The sequence below is a fragment of the Moorena sp. SIO3I8 genome, from assembly GCF_010692325.1.
Lineage (GTDB): Bacteria > Cyanobacteriota > Cyanobacteriia > Cyanobacteriales > Coleofasciculaceae > Moorena.
Genome location: NZ_JAAHHW010000054.1, coordinates 20,505 through 41,799, shown reverse-complemented (window position 1 = coordinate 41,799; position 21,295 = coordinate 20,505). Strand labels below are relative to the sequence as shown.

Annotated in this window: 25 protein-coding genes and 3 pseudogenes; 19 read left to right on the top strand and 9 right to left on the bottom strand. The window is 41.5% G+C overall.

Annotation, left to right across the window (positions count from 1 at the left end):
• Nucleotides 1–1,824 (top strand): mechanosensitive ion channel domain-containing protein (locus tag F6K51_RS20310; protein ID WP_293023440.1); only part of this gene is annotated, 1,824 nt, incomplete at its 5' end.
• A gap of 252 nt (nt 1,825–2,076) precedes the next feature.
• Here F6K51_RS20310 and F6K51_RS20305 read toward each other — a convergent pair.
• Nucleotides 2,077–2,583 (bottom strand): pentapeptide repeat-containing protein, encoded by a 507-nt coding sequence (locus tag F6K51_RS20305; protein ID WP_293023437.1) that lies wholly within the window; start codon nt 2,581–2,583, stop codon nt 2,077–2,079.
• A gap of 599 nt (nt 2,584–3,182) precedes the next feature.
• On the bottom strand, nt 3,183–3,389 hold the full coding sequence (locus F6K51_RS20300) for a hypothetical protein (RefSeq protein ID WP_293023449.1): 207 nt from the start codon (nt 3,387–3,389) through the stop codon (nt 3,183–3,185).
• A gap of 340 nt (nt 3,390–3,729) precedes the next feature.
• On the opposite strand from F6K51_RS20300, the gene F6K51_RS20295 reads away from it, so the two are divergent.
• From F6K51_RS20295 to F6K51_RS20275, 5 genes and pseudogenes are all read left to right on the top strand, one after another.
• Complete coding sequence (locus tag F6K51_RS20295) at nt 3,730–4,962, top strand: transposase (RefSeq protein ID WP_293023434.1); 1,233 nt, start codon at nt 3,730–3,732, stop codon at nt 4,960–4,962.
• Between the two features lie 200 nt (nt 4,963–5,162).
• Nucleotides 5,163–7,151, top strand: a complete 1,989-nt coding sequence (locus F6K51_RS20290; protein ID WP_293023431.1) for an NAD(P)-binding domain-containing protein — start codon at nt 5,163–5,165, stop codon at nt 7,149–7,151.
• A 139-nt stretch (nt 7,152–7,290) separates the two neighbouring features.
• Entirely contained in the window at nt 7,291–7,473 is a 183-nt protein-coding gene (locus tag F6K51_RS20285; RefSeq protein ID WP_330359494.1) for a hypothetical protein, read from the top strand.
• A gap of 95 nt (nt 7,474–7,568) precedes the next feature.
• The gene (locus F6K51_RS20280; protein WP_075898734.1) at nt 7,569–8,690 is read left to right on the top strand and encodes an acyl-CoA dehydrogenase family protein; all 1,122 of its coding nucleotides are present in this window, start codon (nt 7,569–7,571) and stop codon (nt 8,688–8,690) included.
• Between the two features lie 323 nt (nt 8,691–9,013).
• Nucleotides 9,014–9,496: pseudogene (locus tag F6K51_RS20275) on the top strand (hypothetical protein); the annotation flags it as partial.
• Here F6K51_RS20275 and F6K51_RS20270 read toward each other — a convergent pair.
• Nucleotides 9,403–9,756 (bottom strand): hypothetical protein, encoded by a 354-nt coding sequence (locus F6K51_RS20270; protein WP_293023446.1) that lies wholly within the window; start codon nt 9,754–9,756, stop codon nt 9,403–9,405. The pseudogene F6K51_RS20275 and the gene F6K51_RS20270 sit on opposite strands and share 94 nt — an antisense overlap.
• Between F6K51_RS20270 and F6K51_RS20265 the strand changes: the two are divergent.
• Nucleotides 9,674–10,013, top strand: a pseudogene (locus tag F6K51_RS20265) (transposase); the annotation flags it as partial. The gene F6K51_RS20270 and the pseudogene F6K51_RS20265 overlap by 83 nt on opposite strands.
• A 247-nt stretch (nt 10,014–10,260) precedes the next feature.
• Nucleotides 10,261–10,416: pseudogene (locus tag F6K51_RS20260) on the top strand (IS630 family transposase); the annotation flags it as partial.
• A gap of 12 nt (nt 10,417–10,428) precedes the next feature.
• Here the strand turns inward: F6K51_RS20260 and F6K51_RS20255 are convergent.
• The 3 genes from F6K51_RS20255 to F6K51_RS20245 form a co-directional block, all read right to left on the bottom strand.
• Nucleotides 10,429–10,707, bottom strand: a complete 279-nt coding sequence (locus tag F6K51_RS20255) for a hypothetical protein (protein ID WP_075899039.1) — start codon at nt 10,705–10,707, stop codon at nt 10,429–10,431.
• A 100-nt stretch (nt 10,708–10,807) separates the two neighbouring features.
• Nucleotides 10,808–11,062, bottom strand: a complete 255-nt coding sequence (locus tag F6K51_RS20250; protein ID WP_143727581.1) for a hypothetical protein — start codon at nt 11,060–11,062, stop codon at nt 10,808–10,810.
• A 50-nt stretch (nt 11,063–11,112) separates the two neighbouring features.
• Nucleotides 11,113–11,247, bottom strand: coding sequence for a hypothetical protein (locus tag F6K51_RS20245; protein WP_269086991.1), 135 nt, complete (start codon nt 11,245–11,247; stop codon nt 11,113–11,115).
• Between the two features lie 428 nt (nt 11,248–11,675).
• Between F6K51_RS20245 and F6K51_RS20240 the strand changes: the two genes are divergently transcribed.
• A complete protein-coding gene (locus F6K51_RS20240) occupies nt 11,676–11,873 on the top strand; it encodes a DUF433 domain-containing protein (protein WP_293023443.1) in 198 nt (65 codons plus the stop codon).
• Entirely contained in the window at nt 11,870–12,076 is a 207-nt protein-coding gene (locus tag F6K51_RS20235) for a hypothetical protein (RefSeq protein ID WP_075899041.1), read from the top strand. The genes F6K51_RS20240 and F6K51_RS20235 overlap by 4 nt, the downstream gene beginning before the upstream one ends.
• 12 nt (nt 12,077–12,088) lie before the next feature.
• Here F6K51_RS20235 and F6K51_RS20230 read toward each other — a convergent pair whose 3' ends face one another.
• Nucleotides 12,089–15,166, bottom strand: coding sequence for a DUF4407 domain-containing protein (locus F6K51_RS20230; protein WP_293023424.1), 3,078 nt, complete (start codon nt 15,164–15,166; stop codon nt 12,089–12,091).
• Nucleotides 15,167–15,271: 105 nt separating this feature from the next.
• On the opposite strand from F6K51_RS20230, the gene F6K51_RS20225 reads away from it, so the two are divergent.
• The 3 genes from F6K51_RS20225 (at nt 15,272) to F6K51_RS20215 (ending at nt 16,156) form a co-directional block, all read left to right on the top strand.
• Nucleotides 15,272–15,475 (top strand): hypothetical protein, encoded by a 204-nt coding sequence (locus F6K51_RS20225; RefSeq protein WP_293023421.1) that lies wholly within the window; start codon nt 15,272–15,274, stop codon nt 15,473–15,475.
• A 91-nt stretch (nt 15,476–15,566) separates the two neighbouring features.
• Nucleotides 15,567–15,689, top strand: a complete 123-nt coding sequence (locus F6K51_RS20220) for a hypothetical protein (RefSeq protein ID WP_293023419.1) — start codon at nt 15,567–15,569, stop codon at nt 15,687–15,689.
• 212 nt (nt 15,690–15,901) lie between these two features.
• Nucleotides 15,902–16,156 (top strand): hypothetical protein, encoded by a 255-nt coding sequence (locus F6K51_RS20215; protein WP_293023417.1) that lies wholly within the window; start codon nt 15,902–15,904, stop codon nt 16,154–16,156.
• 319 nt (nt 16,157–16,475) lie between these two features.
• Here F6K51_RS20215 and F6K51_RS20210 read toward each other — a convergent pair whose 3' ends face one another.
• Nucleotides 16,476–16,670 carry a hypothetical protein gene (locus F6K51_RS20210; RefSeq protein ID WP_293023414.1) on the bottom strand — a complete coding sequence of 65 codons (195 nt, stop codon included), beginning with the start codon at nt 16,668–16,670 and terminating at the stop codon, nt 16,476–16,478.
• Nucleotides 16,671–16,832: 162 nt separating this feature from the next.
• On the opposite strand from F6K51_RS20210, the gene F6K51_RS20205 reads away from it, so the two are divergent.
• From F6K51_RS20205 to F6K51_RS20190, 4 genes are all read left to right on the top strand, one after another.
• Nucleotides 16,833–17,093 carry a type II toxin-antitoxin system prevent-host-death family antitoxin gene (locus tag F6K51_RS20205; RefSeq protein WP_293023410.1) on the top strand — a complete coding sequence of 87 codons (261 nt, stop codon included), beginning with the start codon at nt 16,833–16,835 and terminating at the stop codon, nt 17,091–17,093.
• A complete protein-coding gene (locus F6K51_RS20200) occupies nt 17,093–17,347 on the top strand; it encodes a type II toxin-antitoxin system RelE/ParE family toxin (RefSeq protein WP_075899051.1) in 255 nt (84 codons plus the stop codon). Before F6K51_RS20205 ends, F6K51_RS20200 begins: the two co-directional genes overlap by 1 nt.
• Before the next feature lie 270 nt (nt 17,348–17,617).
• Nucleotides 17,618–17,845, top strand: a complete 228-nt coding sequence (locus tag F6K51_RS20195) for a hypothetical protein (protein ID WP_293023406.1) — start codon at nt 17,618–17,620, stop codon at nt 17,843–17,845.
• Nucleotides 17,846–18,018: 173 nt separating this feature from the next.
• On the top strand, nt 18,019–19,458 hold the full coding sequence (locus F6K51_RS20190; protein WP_293023403.1) for an S-layer homology domain-containing protein: 1,440 nt from the start codon (nt 18,019–18,021) through the stop codon (nt 19,456–19,458).
• Nucleotides 19,459–19,597: 139 nt separating this feature from the next.
• On the opposite strand, the gene F6K51_RS20185 is transcribed toward F6K51_RS20190, so the two are convergent.
• The gene (locus F6K51_RS20185; protein ID WP_293023401.1) at nt 19,598–19,939 is read right to left on the bottom strand and encodes a hypothetical protein; all 342 of its coding nucleotides are present in this window, start codon (nt 19,937–19,939) and stop codon (nt 19,598–19,600) included.
• 428 nt (nt 19,940–20,367) lie between these two features.
• Here F6K51_RS20185 and F6K51_RS20180 point away from each other — a divergent pair, with 428 nt between their 5' ends.
• Together F6K51_RS20180 and F6K51_RS20175 are read left to right on the top strand one after the other, a co-directional pair.
• Nucleotides 20,368–20,931, top strand: coding sequence for an HNH endonuclease (locus F6K51_RS20180; RefSeq protein WP_198954014.1), 564 nt, complete (start codon nt 20,368–20,370; stop codon nt 20,929–20,931).
• A complete protein-coding gene (locus tag F6K51_RS20175; protein ID WP_293023398.1) occupies nt 20,903–21,292 on the top strand; it encodes an alr0857 family protein in 390 nt (129 codons plus the stop codon). The genes F6K51_RS20180 and F6K51_RS20175 overlap by 29 nt, the downstream gene beginning before the upstream one ends.
• Nucleotides 21,293–21,295 lie beyond the last annotated feature (3 nt).

The window sequence follows — 21,295 nt, the reverse complement described above, 5'->3', positions numbered from 1 at the left end:
GGCAACGCTGGCAACTTTAGCGCTACTGAGCGAGCCGAGCTGATCAATCAGCGCTTAGCAAGGGAGGTGAAATCCCTACAAAAACCTGAATATGTGGACATTGAATATGTCGGGCAAAACGAGGGGATTCTTCGTACCAAGTTTACCGAGCGGATTCTGGTCACGATTACCAAGGCCGATCAAATTCCTGATACTGATCCTCTTGAGCAAGCCGAAAAATGGGAGAAGCTGATTGAAAAGGCGATCCGGCAGGGCAAACGACAGCGGATGCCAGATTATAGTCGTCAGGCAGTAAGGTTTACAAGCATAGTGCTGGTGTTGTTAATCCTGTTGTACTTGCTGTTACGGGTCTTCAGGCAATTTGCCTTGCGGAAACTGACCTCCTGGCTAGGGAATCCGGCTTCGCCTTTTTTCCCTTGGCACGACCCAGCTAAATTATTTCTCGGGGCAGCCCTGTTAGGGTTACAGCTTATCCTGTGGACTACAGTTATCTTAACCATTAGTGACCTATTTCCCCAAGTTCGCAGTTGGCGTTATGAACTGTTAAACTTCCTCAAGTCTCCTGTAATTGGTTCCGGAGAAAGCAAGTATTCTGCGATCCAAGTGCTGCTGTTGGTGGTATTAACCGTTGTGCTATGGTTTGGGGTTAGTGCCCTCACCAGGCTATTGAGGCGTTACATCTTGGGGAAAACTGGCGCTGATTCAGGGGTGCAAGAGGTGATTGCTACCCTGATCCAGTATGTCCTGACGTTTTTGGGCATGATTATCATACTCCAAAGTTCTGGGTTGGATTTAAGTTCCCTAACCATTTTTGCTAGTGTCTTAGGGGTGGGAATTGGCTTTGGTGTGCAAAATATTGCTAACAACTTTATCAGTGGCTTAATTATCACCCTAGAGCGACCGATTCAACTGGGGGATTTTATTAAGGTCAACGATTTGGTGGGAACTGTGCAGCGAATGGGTTCCCGCAGTACAGAGATTTGCACCTTGGATAAAGTGACAATAATTGTGCCCAATGCCCGCTTTTTAGAAACTGAGGTGATTAACTGGAGTCACGGTAACCCGATTTCCCGGCTCAAGATTCCTGTAGGAGTGGCTTACGGATCTGATGTGGAGCAGGTCAAGAAGGCACTGTTGGCAGCTGCGAAGAGTCACCCGGAAGTGTTACTAAGGCCCTATCCCCAAGTTTGGTTTCAGGAATTTGGTGAGAGTGCCCTCAAGTTTGAGCTGTTGGTCTGGACTGGAGACCCCAAGCGGCAGCCTAAAATCAAGAGTGACCTCAACTACCGGATTGAGAAAAGTCTGCGTCGCTATGATATCCATATACCATTTCCTCAACGAGACCTCCATGTGCGATCGCCTCAGTTAGAGAAATTGCTGACCGCTTGGCTAGGGGAACGTCAGCCAAAACCGCCCGAAAACCAACTCTATATTCCCAATGGGTATCAGTCTCAGCAGCTACCCCAGGATTCCTTAGTTTCAGGTTTCCTAGAGCCTATGGATGAGATAGATCAAGACTCTTACCCTACGGCTCCTTTCCAAGAGGATATGATAACACTAGACATTGAAACCTTGGTCGAAGAAATGCGTCAACCAGAAGCGTTGGATATTAAAGACCGTCGCTATCGTCTCAATAGCTATGGATGCTGTTTTGTTGGCTCAGAAGCGGTAGATTGGTTGGTAAAACGGTGTAATTCTACTCGGGAAGACGCAGTTGCTATTGGACAGATACTGATTAATCGAGGTATTATTCATCATGTCGCAGATGATCATCCTTTCCGAGATGATTATTTGTTTTACCGTTTTTATTTAGATGAGAATTAAGTTAAGCTATCAGCTTTCAGTTATCAGGTATCAGCTTAAGCGCTACGCGCACGCTACGCGAACAGCTATTAGCTAAGAGCTATTAGCTATCAGGTATCAGCTATCAGCTTATGCAGGCTAGATCACAGGCTAGAAGCCTGTGCCACGCAAACTACAGTAACAGGCAAAGGCCAAAGGCTGAGCACTGACCGCTGACCACTGACCACTGACCACTGACCGCTGACCACTGACCGCTGAATACTTAGATTAATTTCAATAACAGAATAAAGAATCGCGAGTATCAACACCAGTTATAGTATTCTTACCAGAAGCTTTTTTGCATAGCTTCCGGTCTTGGTTATAATCCAAAATTGCAAACGTGAAGTCAGCGCCAGTAATATCTGCACCCTTAAATTTAGATTTCGACATAAATGCATCTTCAAACACTGCATCGGTTAAGTCTGCTTTCTTGAAGGTAGATCCATTAATGAATGCATAGGTAAAATCGGCTCCATGTAGGTTAGCATTCGTGAAATTAACTTTGGTAATATCCGCACCTATAAACTTAGCGTTGCTCAAGTTAGCTGACTGTAAATTGACATTGCTAAAAACCTTGTAACTAAAGTTTTTACCGGAGAAATCCTTACCGCTTAGATCCTTGTTTTCAAAGTCAGCGTTAATGGTGGCAGCGCTTTGGGCTTGGGCTGGCAGAGGCAAGACTAATATAGTTAGTGCTAGTAGAAAGGCTGCCAGGTGTAGAAAGTACTTACCGTACTTCATGAATTGCTCTAATCCTCCTTTTGATTAAAATTTGCTGACAAGGGTAACTATAGCACTTATCATAGTCATGAGGTACAAAATTCTCGGCTTTAGGGAGCAGGGAGCAGGGAGCAGGAAGCAGGTAAGATGGAAGAGGGAATAGGTAAAAAATTCTGTGTACCTTATAGCTATAAGAAACGCTATATAGGGAGCAGGTCAATTTTGTAAGAAAACTTGAAATACAAACGCTTGAACTAAAGTGTTTTCGGGGCTTCAGTAGCAGTTATCAGTTATTTTAGTACATTTGTTCTGCGAATTTGACATGCTCCCAACGCTATATATCCTCAAATTACTTCCCTGATAGTTCTAGTGAACAATAGCTCATCCTTAGAAGTCAACTAAAGCGGCATTTCGGGCAGGGTAAACGCATCTAATTTTTTTATCCTATATATAGTGTTTTTAAAATTAAATAAACACTATATGTTGAAAAGCAATTGTCAATAAGCACAATAAGGCCAGGTTTATTGAGAACTACCCCCGCTTACCCAACAAGATGCGTTTACCCTGGCATTTCGGGCTATACTTTGATAAATTTTTTTTGATTTTATTTAAGGTTTACGTTAACATAGCATACTAAATACTGAAGACCGGTATTTCCAAGGGCCACCCAGAAGTTCCACCCGATAATAATCGAGTAATCGAGCGGAAAGAGCATTGCGTCCAGGAGTGACCAAACGTAAGGTCTGTGGCGGTTCCCGTTCCATAGAACGGTTTCGGGAAACAGCCGATTTACTCAGCTTTCCGGCAAAAGGAGCCCCACATCTCAATACGTAGTATGAGTGCTTAAAGTTACCGTAAGATAGTGGAGCTTTTATGGTTAGTCGGTTATGCGCAAAAGGGTTAAATCTTTTGTAATAAAGCTCCACTATCTAAGGTTTCGTCTCCAGGGAGGAATTTTGCACAGAGTCTTTCGGGAGTGGGAGACGAGCTATAAAACTTCTGAGCAATTCTGAGTAAGTCATTCCTCTTCTGTCGGCCTCTTCCTGTAACTGCTTTTTTTCAAATTCGGTAACTCTAACTACAAGCTTTTTACTTTTCATTACGGGTTGACTTTTGTCGCCACGACTGCTAGATTAATAATAGGTCGAGAAACAGGAATTGACAACAATGAGAACAGCGTATCAATATCGGTTAAGGCTATCAAAATCACAGGAAGCAGAAATAGAAAGATGGCTTGATCTGCTGCGACACCAATACAACTATCTATTGGCTGACAGATTTAACTGGTATGAGCAAAATCGCTGTTCTATCAACTCCTGCCCTTTGATCTGCCACTTACCAGAGTTAAGAAACAACCCTGATTACTTTTCTCAAAAGAGAACTCTGCCTCAGTTAAAGAAAGATAGGCACTGGTACAAAACTATCCATGCTAATGTCTTACAAGATTGCGTTAAAAGGGTAGACCTGGCATTTAAAAGGTACCTGAAAGGCGATTGTAATGGGAAGAAGAGCGGTAGACCTAGATTTAAAGGCAAGAACAGGTACAAATCCTTAACTTTTTCCGCTTTCTCGAAAAATCCTATCCAAGGAAACAAGTTGAATCTACCTAAGTTTGGATGGGTCAAGATGGTTTATCATCGACCTATTCCAGACGGTTTTAAAATCAAAACTGCTACAGTCACACGTAAAGCCGATGGGTATTATGTGACCTTGTCGCTACAGGACGATACTGTTCCTAGTGTGATTCCCATAGAACAAGTATCAAACCCTATTGGGATAGACATGGGTCTCAAATCATTTTTGATCAAGTCCGATGGAACAGAGGTTCCTATCCCCCAGTATTATCGGAAAGCTCAAAAACGACTAAAGAGGATCCAAAAAACTGTCAGCAGATCTAAAAAAGGTAGTAACAATAGAAAAAAAATTGTCACTAAATTAGGGAAAGCTCACAAAAAGGTTGCTGACACTCGAAAAGATTTTCATTTTAAAACTGCGAAGGGTTTACTAGATAGTCATGATCTAATTGCTCACGAAAAGTTAAATATCAAAGGTTTGGCCAGAACTAAGATGGCTAAATCCATTTTTGACGCTGGTTGGGGTCAATTTCTGTCAATTCTATCAAGCAAAGCTGAAAATGCTGGTTTGATCACGAAGGCAGTAAATCCCAAAAATACCAGTCAAAACTGTTCCAGTTGTGGGACAAAAGTACCTAAAAAACTAAAAGATCGCATCCATTCTTGTCCTCACTGTGGATACACAGAAGACCGTGATGTGAATGCGGCAATCAACATATTGAAGTTGGCGGTGGGGCATCCCGTCGGAAATAAAGCTTCCCGAGTATCCGAGCCGATAGGTGGAGTTGGGAAGAAGCCTATACTGAACCTGCAAAGGTCAGTGTAGGAGTATGTCACTGTCATCCAAACCTGCCGTGTCCAGGTTCCTTCGGCTATGGAGTTTTTCCGACAAGCTCTTGAGGCTACCGTTTCCCCAACGGTTTCTTATCCTTCCCTGATTCCGATGACCTAAATTCTTACGTTTTAAAAATCAGGTGCAAGATCTGAGTTATACTTATTCTGTTGACTACTAGACAATAACAAATAATGAAAAAGATAAATTATGGATTTATAGGAACAGGAATAATTGGTGAAATGCTAATTAATAGATTTGTAGATAGCGGAGTAGCCGATCCCGATCAAATCTATGCATCAAATAGAAGTACTGAAAGATTAAAAAGAATAGTCATATATACAGGAATAAATAAAGGGACAAATCAAGAAGTTATTTCTAATTGTGATTATATTTACCTGTGTGTGAAACCACAGGATTTGCCTGATGTATATCAAGACTTAAACGGAAAGTTGAATGAAAAAACTCTGGTAACTTCTGTCGCATCTATAGAAAGAAATTCTTACTATGAAAATTTAGGCAAAATAAAATTAGTTAGAATAATCCCAAGTATAACAAACAAAATAAAAGGCACAATTCTTTTTGTAGCAGATAAATCTCAAGAATCAGAAAGAGTTTATTTAGATTTGTCACAAATTGCTAATGTCTATTGTGTCCCTGAAGAACATCTTGATGAATATACGCATCTTGCAAGTTGTTCTCCTGCAATAATCTCTGAATTTATCAGAGGATATCTGACATCAATTACAAAAAAAGGAATAAATGAAGAGAAAGGTAGAGAAATAATTTTTGATGCATTATATCAGACTGCTGATTTGTTAAAAGAATTTGGATTTAGAGTAATAGATGATGTTTGTACAAAAGGAGGAATAAGTAGAGTCGGAGTTAATTTTGTTTCTGAAAATTTCCCAATTGAGAGATTATCAGATGAATTACTTGGAAGAATGAAATCAGTCAAATTAGAATGGAGTGGTAAATATGAATTGAATAATCAAAATATTTTAGATATAATTAATGAGAATGGAACACCTCTTTATGTTTATGAAGAAAATGAGATTAAAAGAAACTTTGAACTAATCATAGATTCAATACCTTATGAAAATAAACAGGTACATTATGCCGTTATGTGTAATAGTAATAGCGAGGTATTAAGGAAAATCCTACAATTAGGAGGCTTTGTTCAAATAAATTCTATACACGAACTTGATTTAGTTAAGAAAGTGGGATTCAGTAATGGGGATATTTCTTTTACTTCAACTGGTTTGGATAGTGAAAGTTTAGAGAGATTAGTTCAAGAAGGAGTGCAAGTAAATTTGGATTCAGTTGAAGAGGTTGAGAAATATTGTAAATTGAATGCAGGGGGTAATTTTGGAATTAGAATTAAAATGAAAGAAGATATCGAACTTCCTGAAGGTTATACTAATTCCCCAAAAGATTCAGATGTAGGTATACCTCAAGACTATTTTTCAAGAGTAAAACAAATTGCTCAAGATTATGGATGTAGAATCAATGAAATACACGGATATCTCGCATCTAATATTTTAGAGTCAGAACCTTTAATACACTCTTCAAATTATTTGATGGAATGTGCAAAGCAATTTCCAGATTTAGAATATGTAAATTTTGGAAGTGGTTTTGGCGTACCTGGAAGAAAAACTGAATCAAAATTTGATTTTGCTGGAATAGGAGAATACTATTCAAGATTAACAAAAGAATTATCAGACCATCTTGGAAGGGATGTAAAATTAAAAATAGAGCCTGGTAGATCGGTTGTAGCAACGGCAGGAACACTTTATGCCAAAGTAACAAATGTTAAACAATTGACTGGTAAAAAGCAGATATCAATCAATGCAGGGTTCGGAGAATTTCCAAGACCAAGAATATATGGAGCATACCACGAAATTGAGGCTGTTGGTAAAACAGGAGAGACAGAAACTTATGACATAAGAGGCAATACTGTATTGCAATCAGACTTTTTAGGCAAAGAGAGAAAACTACCTCAAGTACAAGAAGGAGATATCCTGGCAATTAGAAATACAGGGGCTTATGGAATAGTAATGGCTTCAGGTTTCCCAGGAAAAGAGTTACCTTCTGAAGTAATGGTTTATTCAGATGGCACATTTAAGAGGATACTTGATTGGGCTGAGTCTGACTCGCTTGCCAGAAGCAGTAGATATGAGTAGGATGTTCTTGACTGAGTGAGTCGAATTTAGTGAAGAAGCAGCTCAACGGCTACAAGCTGAAGGTGCTTCACAAGTACTGCAAGCCATCCTTGATGCTATTAGTGATCTGTCACAGCTGAGTGCAGATTAGGCTGGGCAGATTATTAAAAAGGTCACTAAAGAGCAGAAAGTGAAAAAAGGATCCCTCGTGCGATCGCTCCGTGCTGCACTCACTGGAGATGTTCACGGTCCCGATCTCATTGAATCTTGGGTGATTTTCCATCAGCACGGTAGGGACAAAATCCGCCTACAGCAGGCATTGATTAACACTTCTACTACTTAGGTGATTTACTGATTGTAGGATGTGCATACCCTTCGGGATGCTCCTAAAGCATCCTGAGTTCGGTGTTTTTAACCACTATGGGAATACGTTAGGACATGAGTAGAACTCACCACAGAGTCACAGAGAACACAGAGAGTAATCGAGATGAGCAACAAGCGCTGTTAGAAATTGCTGAGTCTTATCTCCGGGAGTTTGTTGCACCAGTAGCGTCAGAAATTGATGATAATCCAGAAGTATTAAGAGCGGCACTTCAGGGAATGGGTGCTCGCTCTTTATTGGCACTGCAGATTCCTAAGGTTTGGGGAGGTACTGGAGTTAGTGAGCTAACCTTTCGCCACTTCCAGCAGCTCATTCCCCGTTACTCTGGTGCGTTGGCATTTCTGCACACCCAACACCAAAGTGCAGGAGAATTCCTCACCAACACTGACAATGAATCTTTAAAGTGGCAATATCTGCCTTATATGAGCCAAGGACAGGTGTTGCTTGGCATTGGCTTTTCCCATCTGCGACGCCAAGGCAAGTCAATGGTTAAAGCTATTCCTGTAGCAGGTGGGTATCAGATAGAAGGAAAAGTACCTTGGGTAACGGGTTTTGGTTTCTTTCAAGATTTTATTTTGGGTGCAACACTTCCCGATGGTCGGGCAGTTTATGGTATGTTGCCGTTTATTGAAACCATGCAAGAGACTGGGGGAGCAATTACTTTTAGTAAGCCAATGGAATTAGGGGCAATGTCCTCAACCAATACCGTTACGGCAGAGCTTACTCATTGGTTCTTACCTGAAGAGCGTGTTGTCTTCATTAAACCCACTGGTGCAATTCATGAGAACGATCGAAAGAATGTTCTGAATCACGGGTTTGACTGCTTGGGCAATACTAGAGCAGGTCTCGATATCATAGAGGCTGTTTACCAGACTAAACAACTTCCCTTCATCAAGCAAGCATTTGATGCCTTCAACGAAGAACTCAAACGTTGTCAATCAGCAATGATGGCGGCACTAACACCTGATTCTCAGTCTTGCGAAGAACGGCTACAACTCCGCGCTTGGGCAATTAATTTAGCGCAACGTTGTACTGCAGCAGCAGTTACTGTTTCTAGTGGTGCCGCTAATTACCGACATCATGGCGCACAGCGAGTATATCGTGAGGCATTGGTGTTCACAGTCTTAGGTCAAACAAGGGCTGTTATGGAAGCAACTCTTGCTCAGTTGGTGAATTAGGTATTAGGTGTTAGGACACGAGGAGAACTCACTACAAAGCCACAAAGAACACAAAGAAAATCTATACGTCCTAATCTTTCCTAATCTGCCATCTTAGAGGTTGTCTGAGAAGTCTCATTTGCTACATCCAAGCCCCCTAAATCCCCCAATTTTGGGGGACTTTTAGAAGCAAATTGACTCTTATTCCCCCCAAAGTTGGGGGGCTAGGGGGGCAAAATTCAGTATAAAAAAACTTTTCAGATATCCTCTTAGTGCTATAGCGTTTCTCATAGCTATGAGGTACACTAATAAATAGATTAGATAGTTAGTGATACAAATTTCGGATGAAACCTTACTCTCTTGACTTTCGGCAAAAAATTCTAGAAATCCATAAAAAATAAAATTTATCAATCCGAAACTTAGCTCAACGTTTTGGTGTAGCCAAAAGCTTTATTCAAAAATTACTAAAACAACATCGAGAAACCGGAGATATTAAACCCCTCTCTTGGTGCGCATTCCCTAGGTCGGGTTTCCCGACCGGGGTCGCACAGCAACGTCAAGGGGTAAGTCCGCCACGCAAACTTAGGGTCGAGCAATTAATAGATTTGGGAGAAATAATTGAAACAAATAATGATGCTACGTTAGTTGAACTTTGTGATTTACTAGAAATAAAGATCCAAATTCGCGTAAGTCGAGCCACGATGGCAAGACTAATCAAACAACTCGATTATACTTAAAAAAAAACATTATATGCAGCGGAAAAAGAGTCAGAAATAGTCCAAATAAAACGACTAAAGTTTTGGTCAGATATCCGAGATATCCCGGCATAATATTTGATTTTAATAGATGAATCGGGAGTAAATTTAGCAGCGATGCAGCGCGGTCTTGGGGAGGCAGTGCGGTCTTGGGGAGGCAGCGCGGTCTTGGGGGTTCCCCCCATGAGCGACTGCCGTGGTCTCCCCCACTCGCGGTCTGCCGTGGTTTCCCCCATGAGCGACTGCATCTTGACAATGGTTAGGATGTATGCTAGAGCCTTAAAAGGGAAAAGAGCCAGAGGTAAAAAACCACTGAAAAGAGCCTGAGGCAAAAATATCTCCGTAATAGGTGCTTTATCTTTATAAAAAGTCGTGGCATCTAGTAATATATCTGGAGGAGTTAATCGAGTAACTTTTGAAGCAGTTATTGCTAAAAATTTAGTTACTAAGTTATTTCTGTAAAAATGCCTGTGTAATAATGGATAATGCTAAAATCCATGAAGGAGAAATGGTTAGAGAATTAATTGAACAAGCGGGAGCAAAACTGATTTATTTACCCCCCTATTCTCCCGAGTTTTCACCAAGCGATGCAGCGCGGTCTTGGGGGTTTCCCCGGAGACGAAACCTTAGAGAGTGGAGCCTTTAATGTCAGCAGGTTATGCAGAAAAGAGGTGCGACCCGTGGCGAATTTAATTCGCCTACGGAAAGCGCACCTTTGGTTAAATATTTTTTAATAAGGCGACCCTCTCGAAACGGTAACTTCGGCGTAGCCGACGCTTGGCCGTAGGCCACGCCAAAGGCGAACGCGAACAAACCACTCGCTATTGCATCAAGACATCGAAAATTTTTGGTCAAAAGTCAAAGCAATCTTGAAAAAGATTAAAGCCAGAACTTACAAAGATTTAATAGAGGGGATTGCCGATGCCATCTTAAAAGTCACTAAGGAAGATATTCGGAATTGGTTTACTCACTGCTGTTACTGTACCTCATGACTATGAGAATTGCTATAGCGCAATTTTCTCATAACCAAACTCTAGAAACTCGCTCTGGCATGGTGTATAACCCAATGTTTGATAGGCTTGAATATAGGCAGATAATGTTTCTTCTTTCGGTACGCATTCAACCCAATAAAACTGATATTCTGGCGTAGGTTGCCACCATCTTTCGCGATCGCCAGCCACCCAAGCAAAACAGTTATATTCTTGGGATTTTGGACTGGTAACAGTATATTGAGTCCGCGCTAAATTAGGAAAACGTAACTCTAAGTGTATAGCTTCTCCCATGAAAAACTCAAGCAATATAACCCTTTTGTCTTCCCCAATTTAACCATGCTTGAGCCATTAGTTTGATTTTTCCCCGTTGTTCTGGCAGAACTGGGTTTTCTTAGGTAATCTGACCTAAAGCAGGCAACCAATAGAGCGGGTTTTGCTGCAAATCTTCCAATAAAAAAGGAATTACCCCTTCTCCCATCTTGATGATTTCTTGATAAGCGGGATGTTTTGACATTTCGACAGTCGAGGATAACGCCTCTACTTCTTGACGACCTTGGGAAGCAAGAGCGGTAAATTTTTGGCGTATTTCTTCGGGATTTTCTTCAGTCGGTTTTCTAGAGGCTGCATCTAAGGTTGGTTTTTTCATAGTTGCTTTGTGAGTTGCTTTGTGAATTGGCAATACTGACTAGGAAGTCATTACTCCAAAGTGCGTTCGCGTAGCGTGGCCCAAAGGCCAAGGCCAAGGTCAATCGCCCATCTTGTAGGGTGCGTTAACAAAGTGTAACGCACCGAAAACTCACCCGTCCACCCGACAATATCGTAGGAAATCATCTGGGGCTCTTGGAATTGCGATCGCCTACGGCACTAGCGGAGCTGATCCCATCAAGTAAGGGAATTACTAATATAGTGAAGAAAAATACAGCAATTTATAGCCTAATGAGGTACACAGGATTTTTTCCCTCTTGCCTCTTGCCCGCCCCCCTTACTAAGGGGGGTTAGGGGGGATTCCTCTTGCCTCTTCTCTGTTCCCTGTTCCCAGATCCGCTGTTCCCTAAAACCCAGGACTGAAGTACCTCACTCAATTAAAAACCACTATACAAGGTGTGAGCTATGACAGATAATAAACTGGTATTTGAACGCATTACCTGTCTTGATGCAAAGCGCGAGTGGGGGAAACCACGGCAGTCGCTCATGGGGGGAACCCCCAAGACCGCGCTGCCTCCCCTGTTCCCTTGCTGCATCGCTTTGATCCCCAAATAATGGGAGGACGTGCTTGTATTCGAGGCATGAGGATTACAGTATCTCTAGTACTGAGTTTGGTAGCCGACGGTATGGATGTCAACGAAATTATTGAAGCTTATCCCTATCTAGAAGCAGAAGATATTAAAGCTAGTCTTCTGTATGCAGCATTTTTAGTTAGTGAGCAAGTTCGGCTCTTCAGTAGAAGTGCAGCATGAAGTTTTTAGCAGATATGGGTGTCTCTCCTTTAACTGTTCAATTAGTGCGTCAACAGGGACCAGTCCAAACTTGTCGTTTTCAACAACGGTCGGTGATGGATTTCTTTGACCTTTGGTCACGCTACGCGAACGAGCAAGCTCTCATGGCTCAATCGGGTCATTTAACGGAACCTCCTTCCCTCATCCCTTCTTTCGAGACCTGAATCCTTACTAATTTACTGTTCAAAATCATTAATTTTTTTCATGTATTTTTTTGATAATTCTTCAGATAATAGAAGTCTTTGTTCTTTTTTAATGCGGAAATATTCATTATAATTTTCCTGACTTTCTTTCTGTTCAAGTAAATAATCATAAGGACCTTTGCCAGACAAAAGTTTAACTAATATAGGTGAGATTTCAATAGTGACGAATAAGGCAGTTATTAGCCAATTAATATTACGAATATTCGGATCGTCTTTAGATAGTTCTTCTAAAGCAACAAGACGGGCTAAGAAGCCATCTGATTCTTTGTCAATTTGTTCTTTCAGTTGTTCTAAGTTACTGTCTGGTGACTGCAAAATCAGGTTACGTTCTTGCCTAAGGTTCTCTATTTTTTCCTCTTTATCCTTAACTTTATTATCTAATTCAATAAATTTTTGTTTTATTTCATCTGCATAATTTCGTTTGTCTTGATAAACAATTCCTTTTCCAAATTGGCCTGTTCCCTGTGTACCTTCTGCTTCTGCATTAGCCACATTTTCGGCGTCCTTCCATTCATTTTTATACTTGTCCTTTTCTTGATTTAATCCTTTAATTTCTTGCTCCAATTCTTTTATTGGTTCGTTAATTTTTTCTTCTCTTATCTCATTTTTATCTTGTTCTATTTTCTGGTTAATTTCTTTTTCAAAAAGCCTCAATTCAAGGGGTTTAGCAACCACAAAGCTCAATAATAAGGCTATTACTAATCGAAGAATTGTTGCTGCAATAAATGGCAAGTTTGAATTTGAATCCGATTTTCTTCTCTTAGAGCTTAAAATTAAAAAACGATCTAAGTTAAAAACTATAAAACTCCAAAAAGTTCCTCCTACACAAGAAGCTGCTACAGAACCGAATACTGTAAAAAGAGCATAACCACCGGAAAAAATAGCCGTTGTTGATGTTAGCAAAACCGTGGTACCAATTGCTGTATATTTATATCGTTCTGTCAAACATTCTTTTTGTGCCAAAATATCATGATCTGCACCAGCAGACCATAGCAAGAATTTTTCTAGTGAATTTAAATTATCTTTAATTGTTGGAGCCTGTATTAGGTGTTGAAGTTCAGCTGGTAAGCCAATTTCGTTGATAAAAGTACCAACCGCTTCAACACCATAAGCATTAAGAGCACTTTTGATATGTTCTGTAGCTCGTTCCTGGATTTGATCCCGTTGTTGTAAGAAGTCTAAGACATTATATTCTTGAGCGGAATTACGGAAGTAATTATCAACCATCGGTTCTAATACCCTATTCACAAGGTTTTTAATGGAGCTATATTTAACCGCACCATTAGACAAGCAGCTAAGAACTCCTCCTTGTTCCTCAACTTGCTTATAACTATTAGCATTTGGTGAACCCACACGAGATATCATTTTAGGGGAATTTTTGGGATAAATATTAATAACCTGTGTGACTTCAAGATTCAAAATAAAGCCATCTTTTGAGCGAAGCTTTAAGGTTTCCAAATTAGAATCGTAGTTGGTTGCTGGTTTATTTTTATCTGTCCTCCAGTCCAAAGTTATTTCATGGACAGGAACTATTACTATACTTTTCACTCTTGTATTGATAGGATGTGTTCCAGCTTCTATTGGTATGTTCTGAATCCCTTTATACCCGATATTAAACTGAGAACCATAAGTAGTTTGCTCTTGATTTGCTTGGCTATTCTTACCAACATTTGAGATTAAAACTCCAACTGTTCCAGTTTTAATATTAGTTAAAGGAACTTGTTCAACTTCCACAAACCAAGGATTTAAACTCCAAAAACCTTCTTCGATAAATTCTTCTTGTAAACCTCGATAGCCACCTTTATCAATAAACTCCTGTGGCTCCTGAAACTTATTATGTCCCTCAATAACTGCTCCCGCAATGTCCCCTCCTGGTAAGGGCTTACCATCAAAAGTGGTAACAATACCAATTTTACCTGATTCAACTCTGTAAACTTTTAATTGTTCTGGATTCAGTCCATATTGCTTGGCATTGTCAGTAGTAACTACTGTAAATAGTTCAGTGTTTATTCTATAGTAACCTTCAGTAAGAATTGCTCGCTGTTTACCTTGTTGACCACCGTTGTTGAGAAAGGCTTCAGCATTCTGAAAATTCTCGCAATCTACAGCTTTAGCTAGTATTTGTCCTGGTGGTAGTTCAGCACCATCTTGAGCAATAACTAGCCCTATCTCCCCTGAGCGAATATTAATTAGTGGGACATTGTGAACTTTAAACAACTCTGTATTAATGTAGTGAATTCCAGGAGGAATAATTGCTAATTGGTTCCCTTGTTGACCGCCGTTTTTGATAAATGCTTCAGCGTCCTGAAAAGTGCCACATTCAACAACTTTACCAAAGTTCTGACCAAGTGGAAGTGGCTCACCATCCCTTGCTTCCACTAACCCTACTTCATTAACTCCAATTTTGATAAGTTCAACTCTCTTAATTTTGAAAAGTTCTGTATTAATTGCGTATTTGCCAGTAGTAAGAATCTTTAACTGTTGTCCCCTAGATCCCCCATTATCAATAAATGCTTGAGCATCCTCAAAATTGTTGCATTCAACAGCATCACCAAAGGTTTTTCCCCCAATCGGAAGTGGCTTGCCATCTTTCGCTTCTACTAAGCCAATTTCATAGTCATTAATATGAGTAATTGGCCTTATTTCAACAGAAAAAAGTTGAGGATTAATCCGATAAATACCATTTCTTAAAATACCTAACTGCCTACCCCGTTGACCACCATTGTTGATAAAAGCACGACCATCTTGAAAGTCATCACATTCTTCGACAACTTTACCAAACATTTTACCTGTGGGAAGAGAAGCACCATCGTTGGCTGTTACTAATCCAATTTCATCTTTATCAATCTGTATAGCCTTTTGTTTGAAAACTTTATAGGTCAACCTAGAGCGGAAATGTCGTCCAGGACCAAGAGTATCAACCTGCCAACCCATTTCTCCATTAAGAGCAATTTGACGATTAGATGGTAAAGGACTACCAAACTTTTTATAGACAATTCCAACCTCATCTTGAGAGATTACATAAACGCCAGGTACCCGATCAATTGCCATAACAACAAATTTAGTTAATTAGTTAACTAATGAATTGAAAAAAAAATACTCTTTCGCTACCTTAATCGTTATTATTGTAACGTGAGTTGGACGAACTGCACAAAGGTGAAAGAAAGGCGCTCGACTAGATTTGAAGCAATTGAGTCTGAGCCAGGTATGACCAATATTCTATCGCGTTTGGATATCACCCGTATGTTCTGTGAAGTAGACGACTTTTGTCAGTTGTTTGAGTGTTACTGGCAGCAACAGTCCCAATTACCTTCCATTGCAGGGGAACGATCCTGTCGTTCTCGAATGAGTCGAGGGTGAGATGATGACCATCGTGATCGCTTTTCATGGTTCTGGGTTCTCTACATTCAAAAAGTAGTATATAAGATTATGGAATTCTGTTGGGAAGCGATTGACCTTGGCCTTTAAGCCACGCTACGCGAATGGTCACGCTACGGGATGCTCGGTACGAGCCGCTACGGGATGCTCGGTACGAGCCGCTACGCGATCGCATTCTGGGGCACTTTGCGATTGACCTTTGGTCAATTAAGTATTTCCTATCTCATAAAGTGACTTAAAACCATTACAATCCCTATCCCATATTCCCTTTTTTTTCAAACAAGCTTCCATTCCATTACCGTACGATTTCTTTCAATTACCCCTCAAAAAAAAATTTCTAAAAACCCTTGACACTTAAGGATATAATCGTTATGATTATATCCTTAACTTCAAAACCAATTTTGAACTATGCCTGACAACTTTCGCCCGAATCCAGAAAACAATCCTGAGGAGATCACTCCTAGTAATACTCCTCAGGAACCTTCTCCAAAAAAATACCCCGTTCAGCACATTCTGAAGGGCTCCCGCCGGGCAATAAGCAACACCATGTATACCCTTTCTGCACTGCGTTATGCCCAAATTTCCGACTGGAGCCCCCTTCAGCCGACTGGAATTCCTGGCGAATTCATCACGACTATGACGAAGTACATAATTCTAGATTAGACTAACTTAGTAGGGGGGGTTCCCCCCCTAGCCCAAGAATCAAATCTGTTCGCCTAGGGTGACCTTTGGCCAATCGGATCGGATTATTTCTGGGTTGGTGTACAAAGTTCAGGCATAGTAAAATTTCCTAGCCGTGGAAGGTATTTCTGCGGCTATTTTTTTTTGGAGTTGTTCGCCTTTGGCGTTCCCGTAGGGTAGGTTAGAAGGTTGGGATGTTGAAGGTTGGGATGTTGAAGGTTGGGATGTTGAAGGTTGGGATGTTGAAGGTTAGAAGGTTGAAGGTTGAAGGTTAGAAGGTTGAAGGTTGGGATGTTGAAGGTTAGAAGGTTGAAGGTTGAAGGTTAGAAGGTTGAAGGTTGAAGGTTGGGATGTTGAAGGTTATTAACTTGTTCGCCTTTGGCCTTTTTGAAGGGTAGGTGATTAGGTTGAAGGTTGTTCGCGTAGCGTGGCCATTCCCGTAGCGTGGCCATTCCCGTAGCGTGGCCCAAAGGCCAAGGCCAAGGTTATTAGGCATTGCATATTGTTGTGGAATGGGCATCTTGGTGGAACCGGCATCTTGCCGGTTTCATTTCTGACGGCTGAATGCTTACGCGATTCCTAAATATGATCAGACTAATATATTCCTTCTCTACCGAATTTAAAACTGCTATAATAACAAAAATAGGAAATCAATAAAATGGAAAAACTGACGGTTACTGCTGCCCAAAAAGAGTTAATTAACCTAGTTGAATCAGTTACAGAAGAAAACAAAGTTTATGAAATAGAGATTTCTAATGGCTCTGCTGTTTTAATTTCTCGAAAAAACTATGAAAGCTTACAAGAAACCTTAGAATTACTTTCAATACCTGGAATGAGGGAAAGCCTACAAAGATCCCTTGAACAAATAAACAGTAATGAAACCTACTCCCTAGATGAAGTCTTGGGAGATATTGATTGATGGTTTACGAAGTTCGTTTTACCAAAGAGGCTAAAAAGGATGTTGCCAAACTTACGCCCAAATTAAAGCAAAAACTCAAAACAATGATTCAGGACACGATCAGTATAAATCCTTATGCTGGTAAAAAGCTGGTGGGGGATCTTGCTGGTTTCTTTTCTATGCGTTTAAGTTATAAAGATAGAATTATTTACACAATTGACAATGAGCAGAACCTGATCTATATTCACCGCGCCAAAACTCATTATGGAGAATAAAATAATGGTATTGCATAGTGCGTTCGCGTAGCGTGACCTTTCGGGCAAAGCCCGACGCTGTGCGAACGGTAAATCCCGTAGCGTGGCCAAACGCGCCCCGCGTGGCCCAAAGGCCAAAGCCAATCGCCCATCTTGTAGGGTGCGTTAACAAAGTGGATGCTGTTGGGCGATAAGTCATGACTATAGTATTTTTATAGTATTTATCAAATAGGTGAGGCGTGAAAGTCCTGGGTTTTAGGGAGTAGGGAGCAGGGAGCAGGGAGTAGGGAGATGGGGAGATGGGGAAATAGGGAGATAGGAAACATTTTTATAGCGTTTATCATACTGACGAGGTACAGTAAATTTTCGTCTTACCCCGACTCCCGATTCCCGATTCCCGATTCCCGATTCCCGATTCCCGATTCCCGACTCCCGATTCCCGATTCCCGATTCCCGATTCCCGACTCCCGATTCCCGATTCCCTATTCCCTATTCCCGATTCCCGATTCCCTTTTGTAACTGATTAACCGGACTTGATCTGACTCGCCTACCTCTACCGATCTTTTTTTGAAAACCTGGGAACTTTCAGGTCACCTGTGCGTCTGGGGATGGTGTTTGAGAGGCTATCAACTCTGATAACTAAGGAGTTGAGCTATCTGGAAGAGTTATCTAAATCAGGAGAGTTGTGTTCTATGTCTAGTGCGTCTACTTGGAATTCCACAAGCACTGCCATGTTGCTGTTGGGAATAGTAACTGGTGTGACTGCGCCGATGGTAATTGCGGTTCCAAACCAAACTAGCTTTATTGATATTCAAGGTCATTGGGCAAAACCGTTCATTGAAGGGTTGGCAGCAGAAAACCTGGTAAATGGATATGCCAATGGCACCTTTAAACCTGATCAAGCTGTTACTTACGCTCAGTTCTCTGCGATGGTGAGCCAAGCTTTCAGCGAAAATAATTTAGCCTTGCCCAAAACATTTGATCGTGAAGTGGCTGAGTATTGGGTAAGTCGTAACCTAACTGAGCAGGATAAATCTAATAGCCAACTACGTCCATCTTCGCCACTATCTCGGGGACAAGTATTGGTGTCATTAACCAATGGTTTGGGTTTATACTCTAGCACTTCAGTCAAGAACACTCTCTCTTCCTATGAAGACCTATCCCGAATCCCTGACTATGCCAAAGATAGCGTTGCGGCTGCTACCGAAAAGGCTATGGTGGTTAACTACCCGAATGTAACCTATCTCGATTTTGGTCAACCTGCTACCCGTGCTGAAGTGGCAGCCTTTATTCATCAAGCTTTAGTGAATGAAGAGGTATTAGCTCCCCTGTCTAGTCAACATCCAGCCTCTCAATATATTGCTCAGCTGACGGGAGAGACTAAACCTGTGGGTGACGACAGCCTGATGGAATCAACTGAGACAACTGAAAAAACTGATTCCACTGAGTCCACTGAGTCAATGACTAGTAAGGATGACTCCTTTGAAACTAAGGAATATCAAGTTTCCAAAGGCACAATGATTAATGTAGCCTACACAGTATCAGACAAGGTGGCTGTGGAGCGTGGTGAAACTATTGATATGACGCTGTTAGTAGCTGAGGACATCAAAAATGATCAAGGAATAGTCTTAATTCCAAAAGACAGCGAGATTGAGGGTCAATTAGTACCTCGGTATAGTGGTTCTGAGTTTCTTGGTACTCAGTTTGTAGCTCAAAAACTTAAAATTGGTGAATTATCCTATAACACCATCAATGCTACCTCGAAACTGGTTACTGATGCTAAGCCTGATGATACGGAGACACAAACATTAGAAGGTGCTGCGGTTAATATTTTGACTGGTGTCTTAACTGGTGGTGATTCTAATCAACAACCGGAGCAGCAAAATCCTATAATCATTGATCCGGAAAATGATTTACCACTAACACTGGGTTCTGATTTATATCTCCAAGTAGCTACTAAAACGCCAGAAATGCCAGAAATGCCAGAAGCCCCAGAAGCTATGGACACTGAAGAAATCCCAGAAGCTATGGACACTGAAGAAATGCCAGCAACACCAGAAGCTCCAGCAGTTCTAGAAGCACCAAAACTTGAGCTTCCGCAAGTGCCACAGTTGAAGGTTCCAACTCGCTAACTAACCTACAAAAGTTCCTAGTTAGTGCCTAGTCAAGGATTGAGAAGAGACATGCGATGGGCGTTCGCGAAGCGTGGCCAAAGGCCTCAGCCCCGCTTTCAGCGAACGCATGTCTCTTCACTTGTATCGAGGCAAATGCTTAACAGTCGGACAGACTACCGATACTGAGGGGAAGCATCTCTCCGTTGATCGTAAGTCCTAATAACATGGGCTCTTGGGGTTCTATATACTTGCCAGTTAGTACACAACGCTCTTTGCGCTCAGCGATCGCTTGAATGCTGGCTCTGATATCAGACTTACAAAATTGAGGTCGATAATCACCAGACTTGTGCTGGACATAGTTCCAGAGAATATCTCGAATCAGAGCTTGATAGCCCTGAGTGCCAGAAAGTTCTTTGAGTTTATCTTTCAACTGTCGCTCCAGACGGATGCTGGTAACTTCCATATCAGTGGTTGAGTTTTGACGGGTGAGTGTAGGCATTAATTTTTTCCTCCAAATATCTGGACATTCCCGTAATACAAGTGTAGTATTTAAAAAGCGGCTTGAAAATCGTTTTTCACAAATTTCGCCTTCAAACATTTCATCTTCTATGAGTCATCATTTAACCTCCTCCACCAATTGCTCAGATATCAACTGCTTCGGCGGTTCTGGATTCGGGGCAATATGGGTGGAGCTTTTGTTTAGGGGCAAATATGACTCGATCGCACAGAGAACAGTCGAGTATAGAAGGCATGATTCACAACCAGTCAATTGTCGGCCAGAGATCAATCTGAAACTAAATAGACACAGCGGGAGGTATAGGCGAACGCTAGCACTACTGACATAGCAATCAGCCTACCCTAAAAAATCTTAAACGCCCCCGCTCCTGACAAACAGAAGCGGGGGTTTGGTTTATGAGGAGTCAATCCGTGACAAGCACAACTGAGGTGTTAAAGCAATCGGTAGTGGTTTTTTCCAAAAACTACTTACCTATTAATCGAGTCAATATCAAACGAGCGATTGCTCTGTTGGTTACCGGCAAAGCTGAACCAATCGATTTCTTTGGTGGTAAGGGCTACAAAGTCCGTTCCCCTAGTGTAGTGATCTTGGTACCAAGCCATATCCGCTTGATACTTACCGAAACCGAACCAACTTGGCGAGTTCCTCCAGTAAATCGGCGGGAGGTCTTAAGACGGGACAAGCATCGGTGCCAATACTGTGGCAGCACCAAAAAGCTAACCCTTGACCATGTCATTCCTCGGTCAAAAGGCGGAAAACACAGTTGGGACAACGTCGTTACGGCATGTGAGAGTTGTAATAGCCTTAAAGGCAACCGCACTCCCCACCAAGCGGGAATGAAATTACCCAGGCAGCCCAAAGCACCCATGCATCCAGCTGTTGCTTTTGCGGAACAGTTTTGGCGTCAACAGCAAATCAATCGGTTAGAGGAGGAGGTTACAGGTAATGCTGAAACTGATTTATACCGAAAATAGCTTTTATCTAGAGCGTTTGGCTCAATCCCTAGAAGAATGGGTAACCACACGAACCCTTGTCTCGCTCCGTGCGGGTGCAAGTTTCTATATCGAACCCAGCACTGCCTCATTTTTGCTACCAGCTAACTTGCCCCACCTCAGGCAATTAGAGGTGTTTGTGCGGCAAGACAAAACAGATGCGATCGCATTATCGATTTGTGATGCGGAATATGTTGAAGTAAGCCTACAAGGCACCTGGCTAACGTCAGATCCAGAGGATGAAGAGGGAATTTTTGTAACAGCAATGAACTATGCTGTTGAGTTTTTTCTCTATCAGCTGTGGCAAGAGGCTAACCATCGGGCTTCTGTTCCGAAGGATTGATCA

Coding starts and splice junctions, on each gene's coding strand:
- F6K51_RS20305 (WP_293023437.1), bottom strand. CDS start 2,583: ATGAAGTACGGTAAGTACTTTCTACACCTGGCAGCCTTTCTACTAGCA.
- F6K51_RS20295 (WP_293023434.1), top strand. CDS start 3,730: ATGAGAACAGCGTATCAATATCGGTTAAGGCTATCAAAATCACAGGAA.
- F6K51_RS20290 (WP_293023431.1), top strand. CDS start 5,163: ATGAAAAAGATAAATTATGGATTTATAGGAACAGGAATAATTGGTGAA.
- F6K51_RS20280 (WP_075898734.1), top strand. CDS start 7,569: ATGAGTAGAACTCACCACAGAGTCACAGAGAACACAGAGAGTAATCGA.
- F6K51_RS20255 (WP_075899039.1), bottom strand. CDS start 10,707: ATGGGAGAAGCTATACACTTAGAGTTACGTTTTCCTAATTTAGCGCGG.
- F6K51_RS20250 (WP_143727581.1), bottom strand. CDS start 11,062: ATGAAAAAACCAACCTTAGATGCAGCCTCTAGAAAACCGACTGAAGAA.
- F6K51_RS20245 (WP_269086991.1), bottom strand. CDS start 11,247: ATGATTTCCTACGATATTGTCGGGTGGACGGGTGAGTTTTCGGTGCGT.
- F6K51_RS20240 (WP_293023443.1), top strand. CDS start 11,676: ATGGGAGGACGTGCTTGTATTCGAGGCATGAGGATTACAGTATCTCTA.
- F6K51_RS20235 (WP_075899041.1), top strand. CDS start 11,870: ATGAAGTTTTTAGCAGATATGGGTGTCTCTCCTTTAACTGTTCAATTA.
- F6K51_RS20230 (WP_293023424.1), bottom strand. CDS start 15,166: ATGGCAATTGATCGGGTACCTGGCGTTTATGTAATCTCTCAAGATGAG.
- F6K51_RS20215 (WP_293023417.1), top strand. CDS start 15,902: ATGCCTGACAACTTTCGCCCGAATCCAGAAAACAATCCTGAGGAGATC.
- F6K51_RS20210 (WP_293023414.1), bottom strand. CDS start 16,670: ATGCCTAATAACCTTGGCCTTGGCCTTTGGGCCACGCTACGGGAATGG.
- F6K51_RS20205 (WP_293023410.1), top strand. CDS start 16,833: ATGGAAAAACTGACGGTTACTGCTGCCCAAAAAGAGTTAATTAACCTA.
- F6K51_RS20200 (WP_075899051.1), top strand. CDS start 17,093: ATGGTTTACGAAGTTCGTTTTACCAAAGAGGCTAAAAAGGATGTTGCC.
- F6K51_RS20195 (WP_293023406.1), top strand. CDS start 17,618: ATGGGGAGATGGGGAAATAGGGAGATAGGAAACATTTTTATAGCGTTT.
- F6K51_RS20190 (WP_293023403.1), top strand. CDS start 18,019: ATGTCTAGTGCGTCTACTTGGAATTCCACAAGCACTGCCATGTTGCTG.
- F6K51_RS20185 (WP_293023401.1), bottom strand. CDS start 19,939: ATGCCTACACTCACCCGTCAAAACTCAACCACTGATATGGAAGTTACC.
- F6K51_RS20175 (WP_293023398.1), top strand. CDS start 20,903: ATGCTGAAACTGATTTATACCGAAAATAGCTTTTATCTAGAGCGTTTG.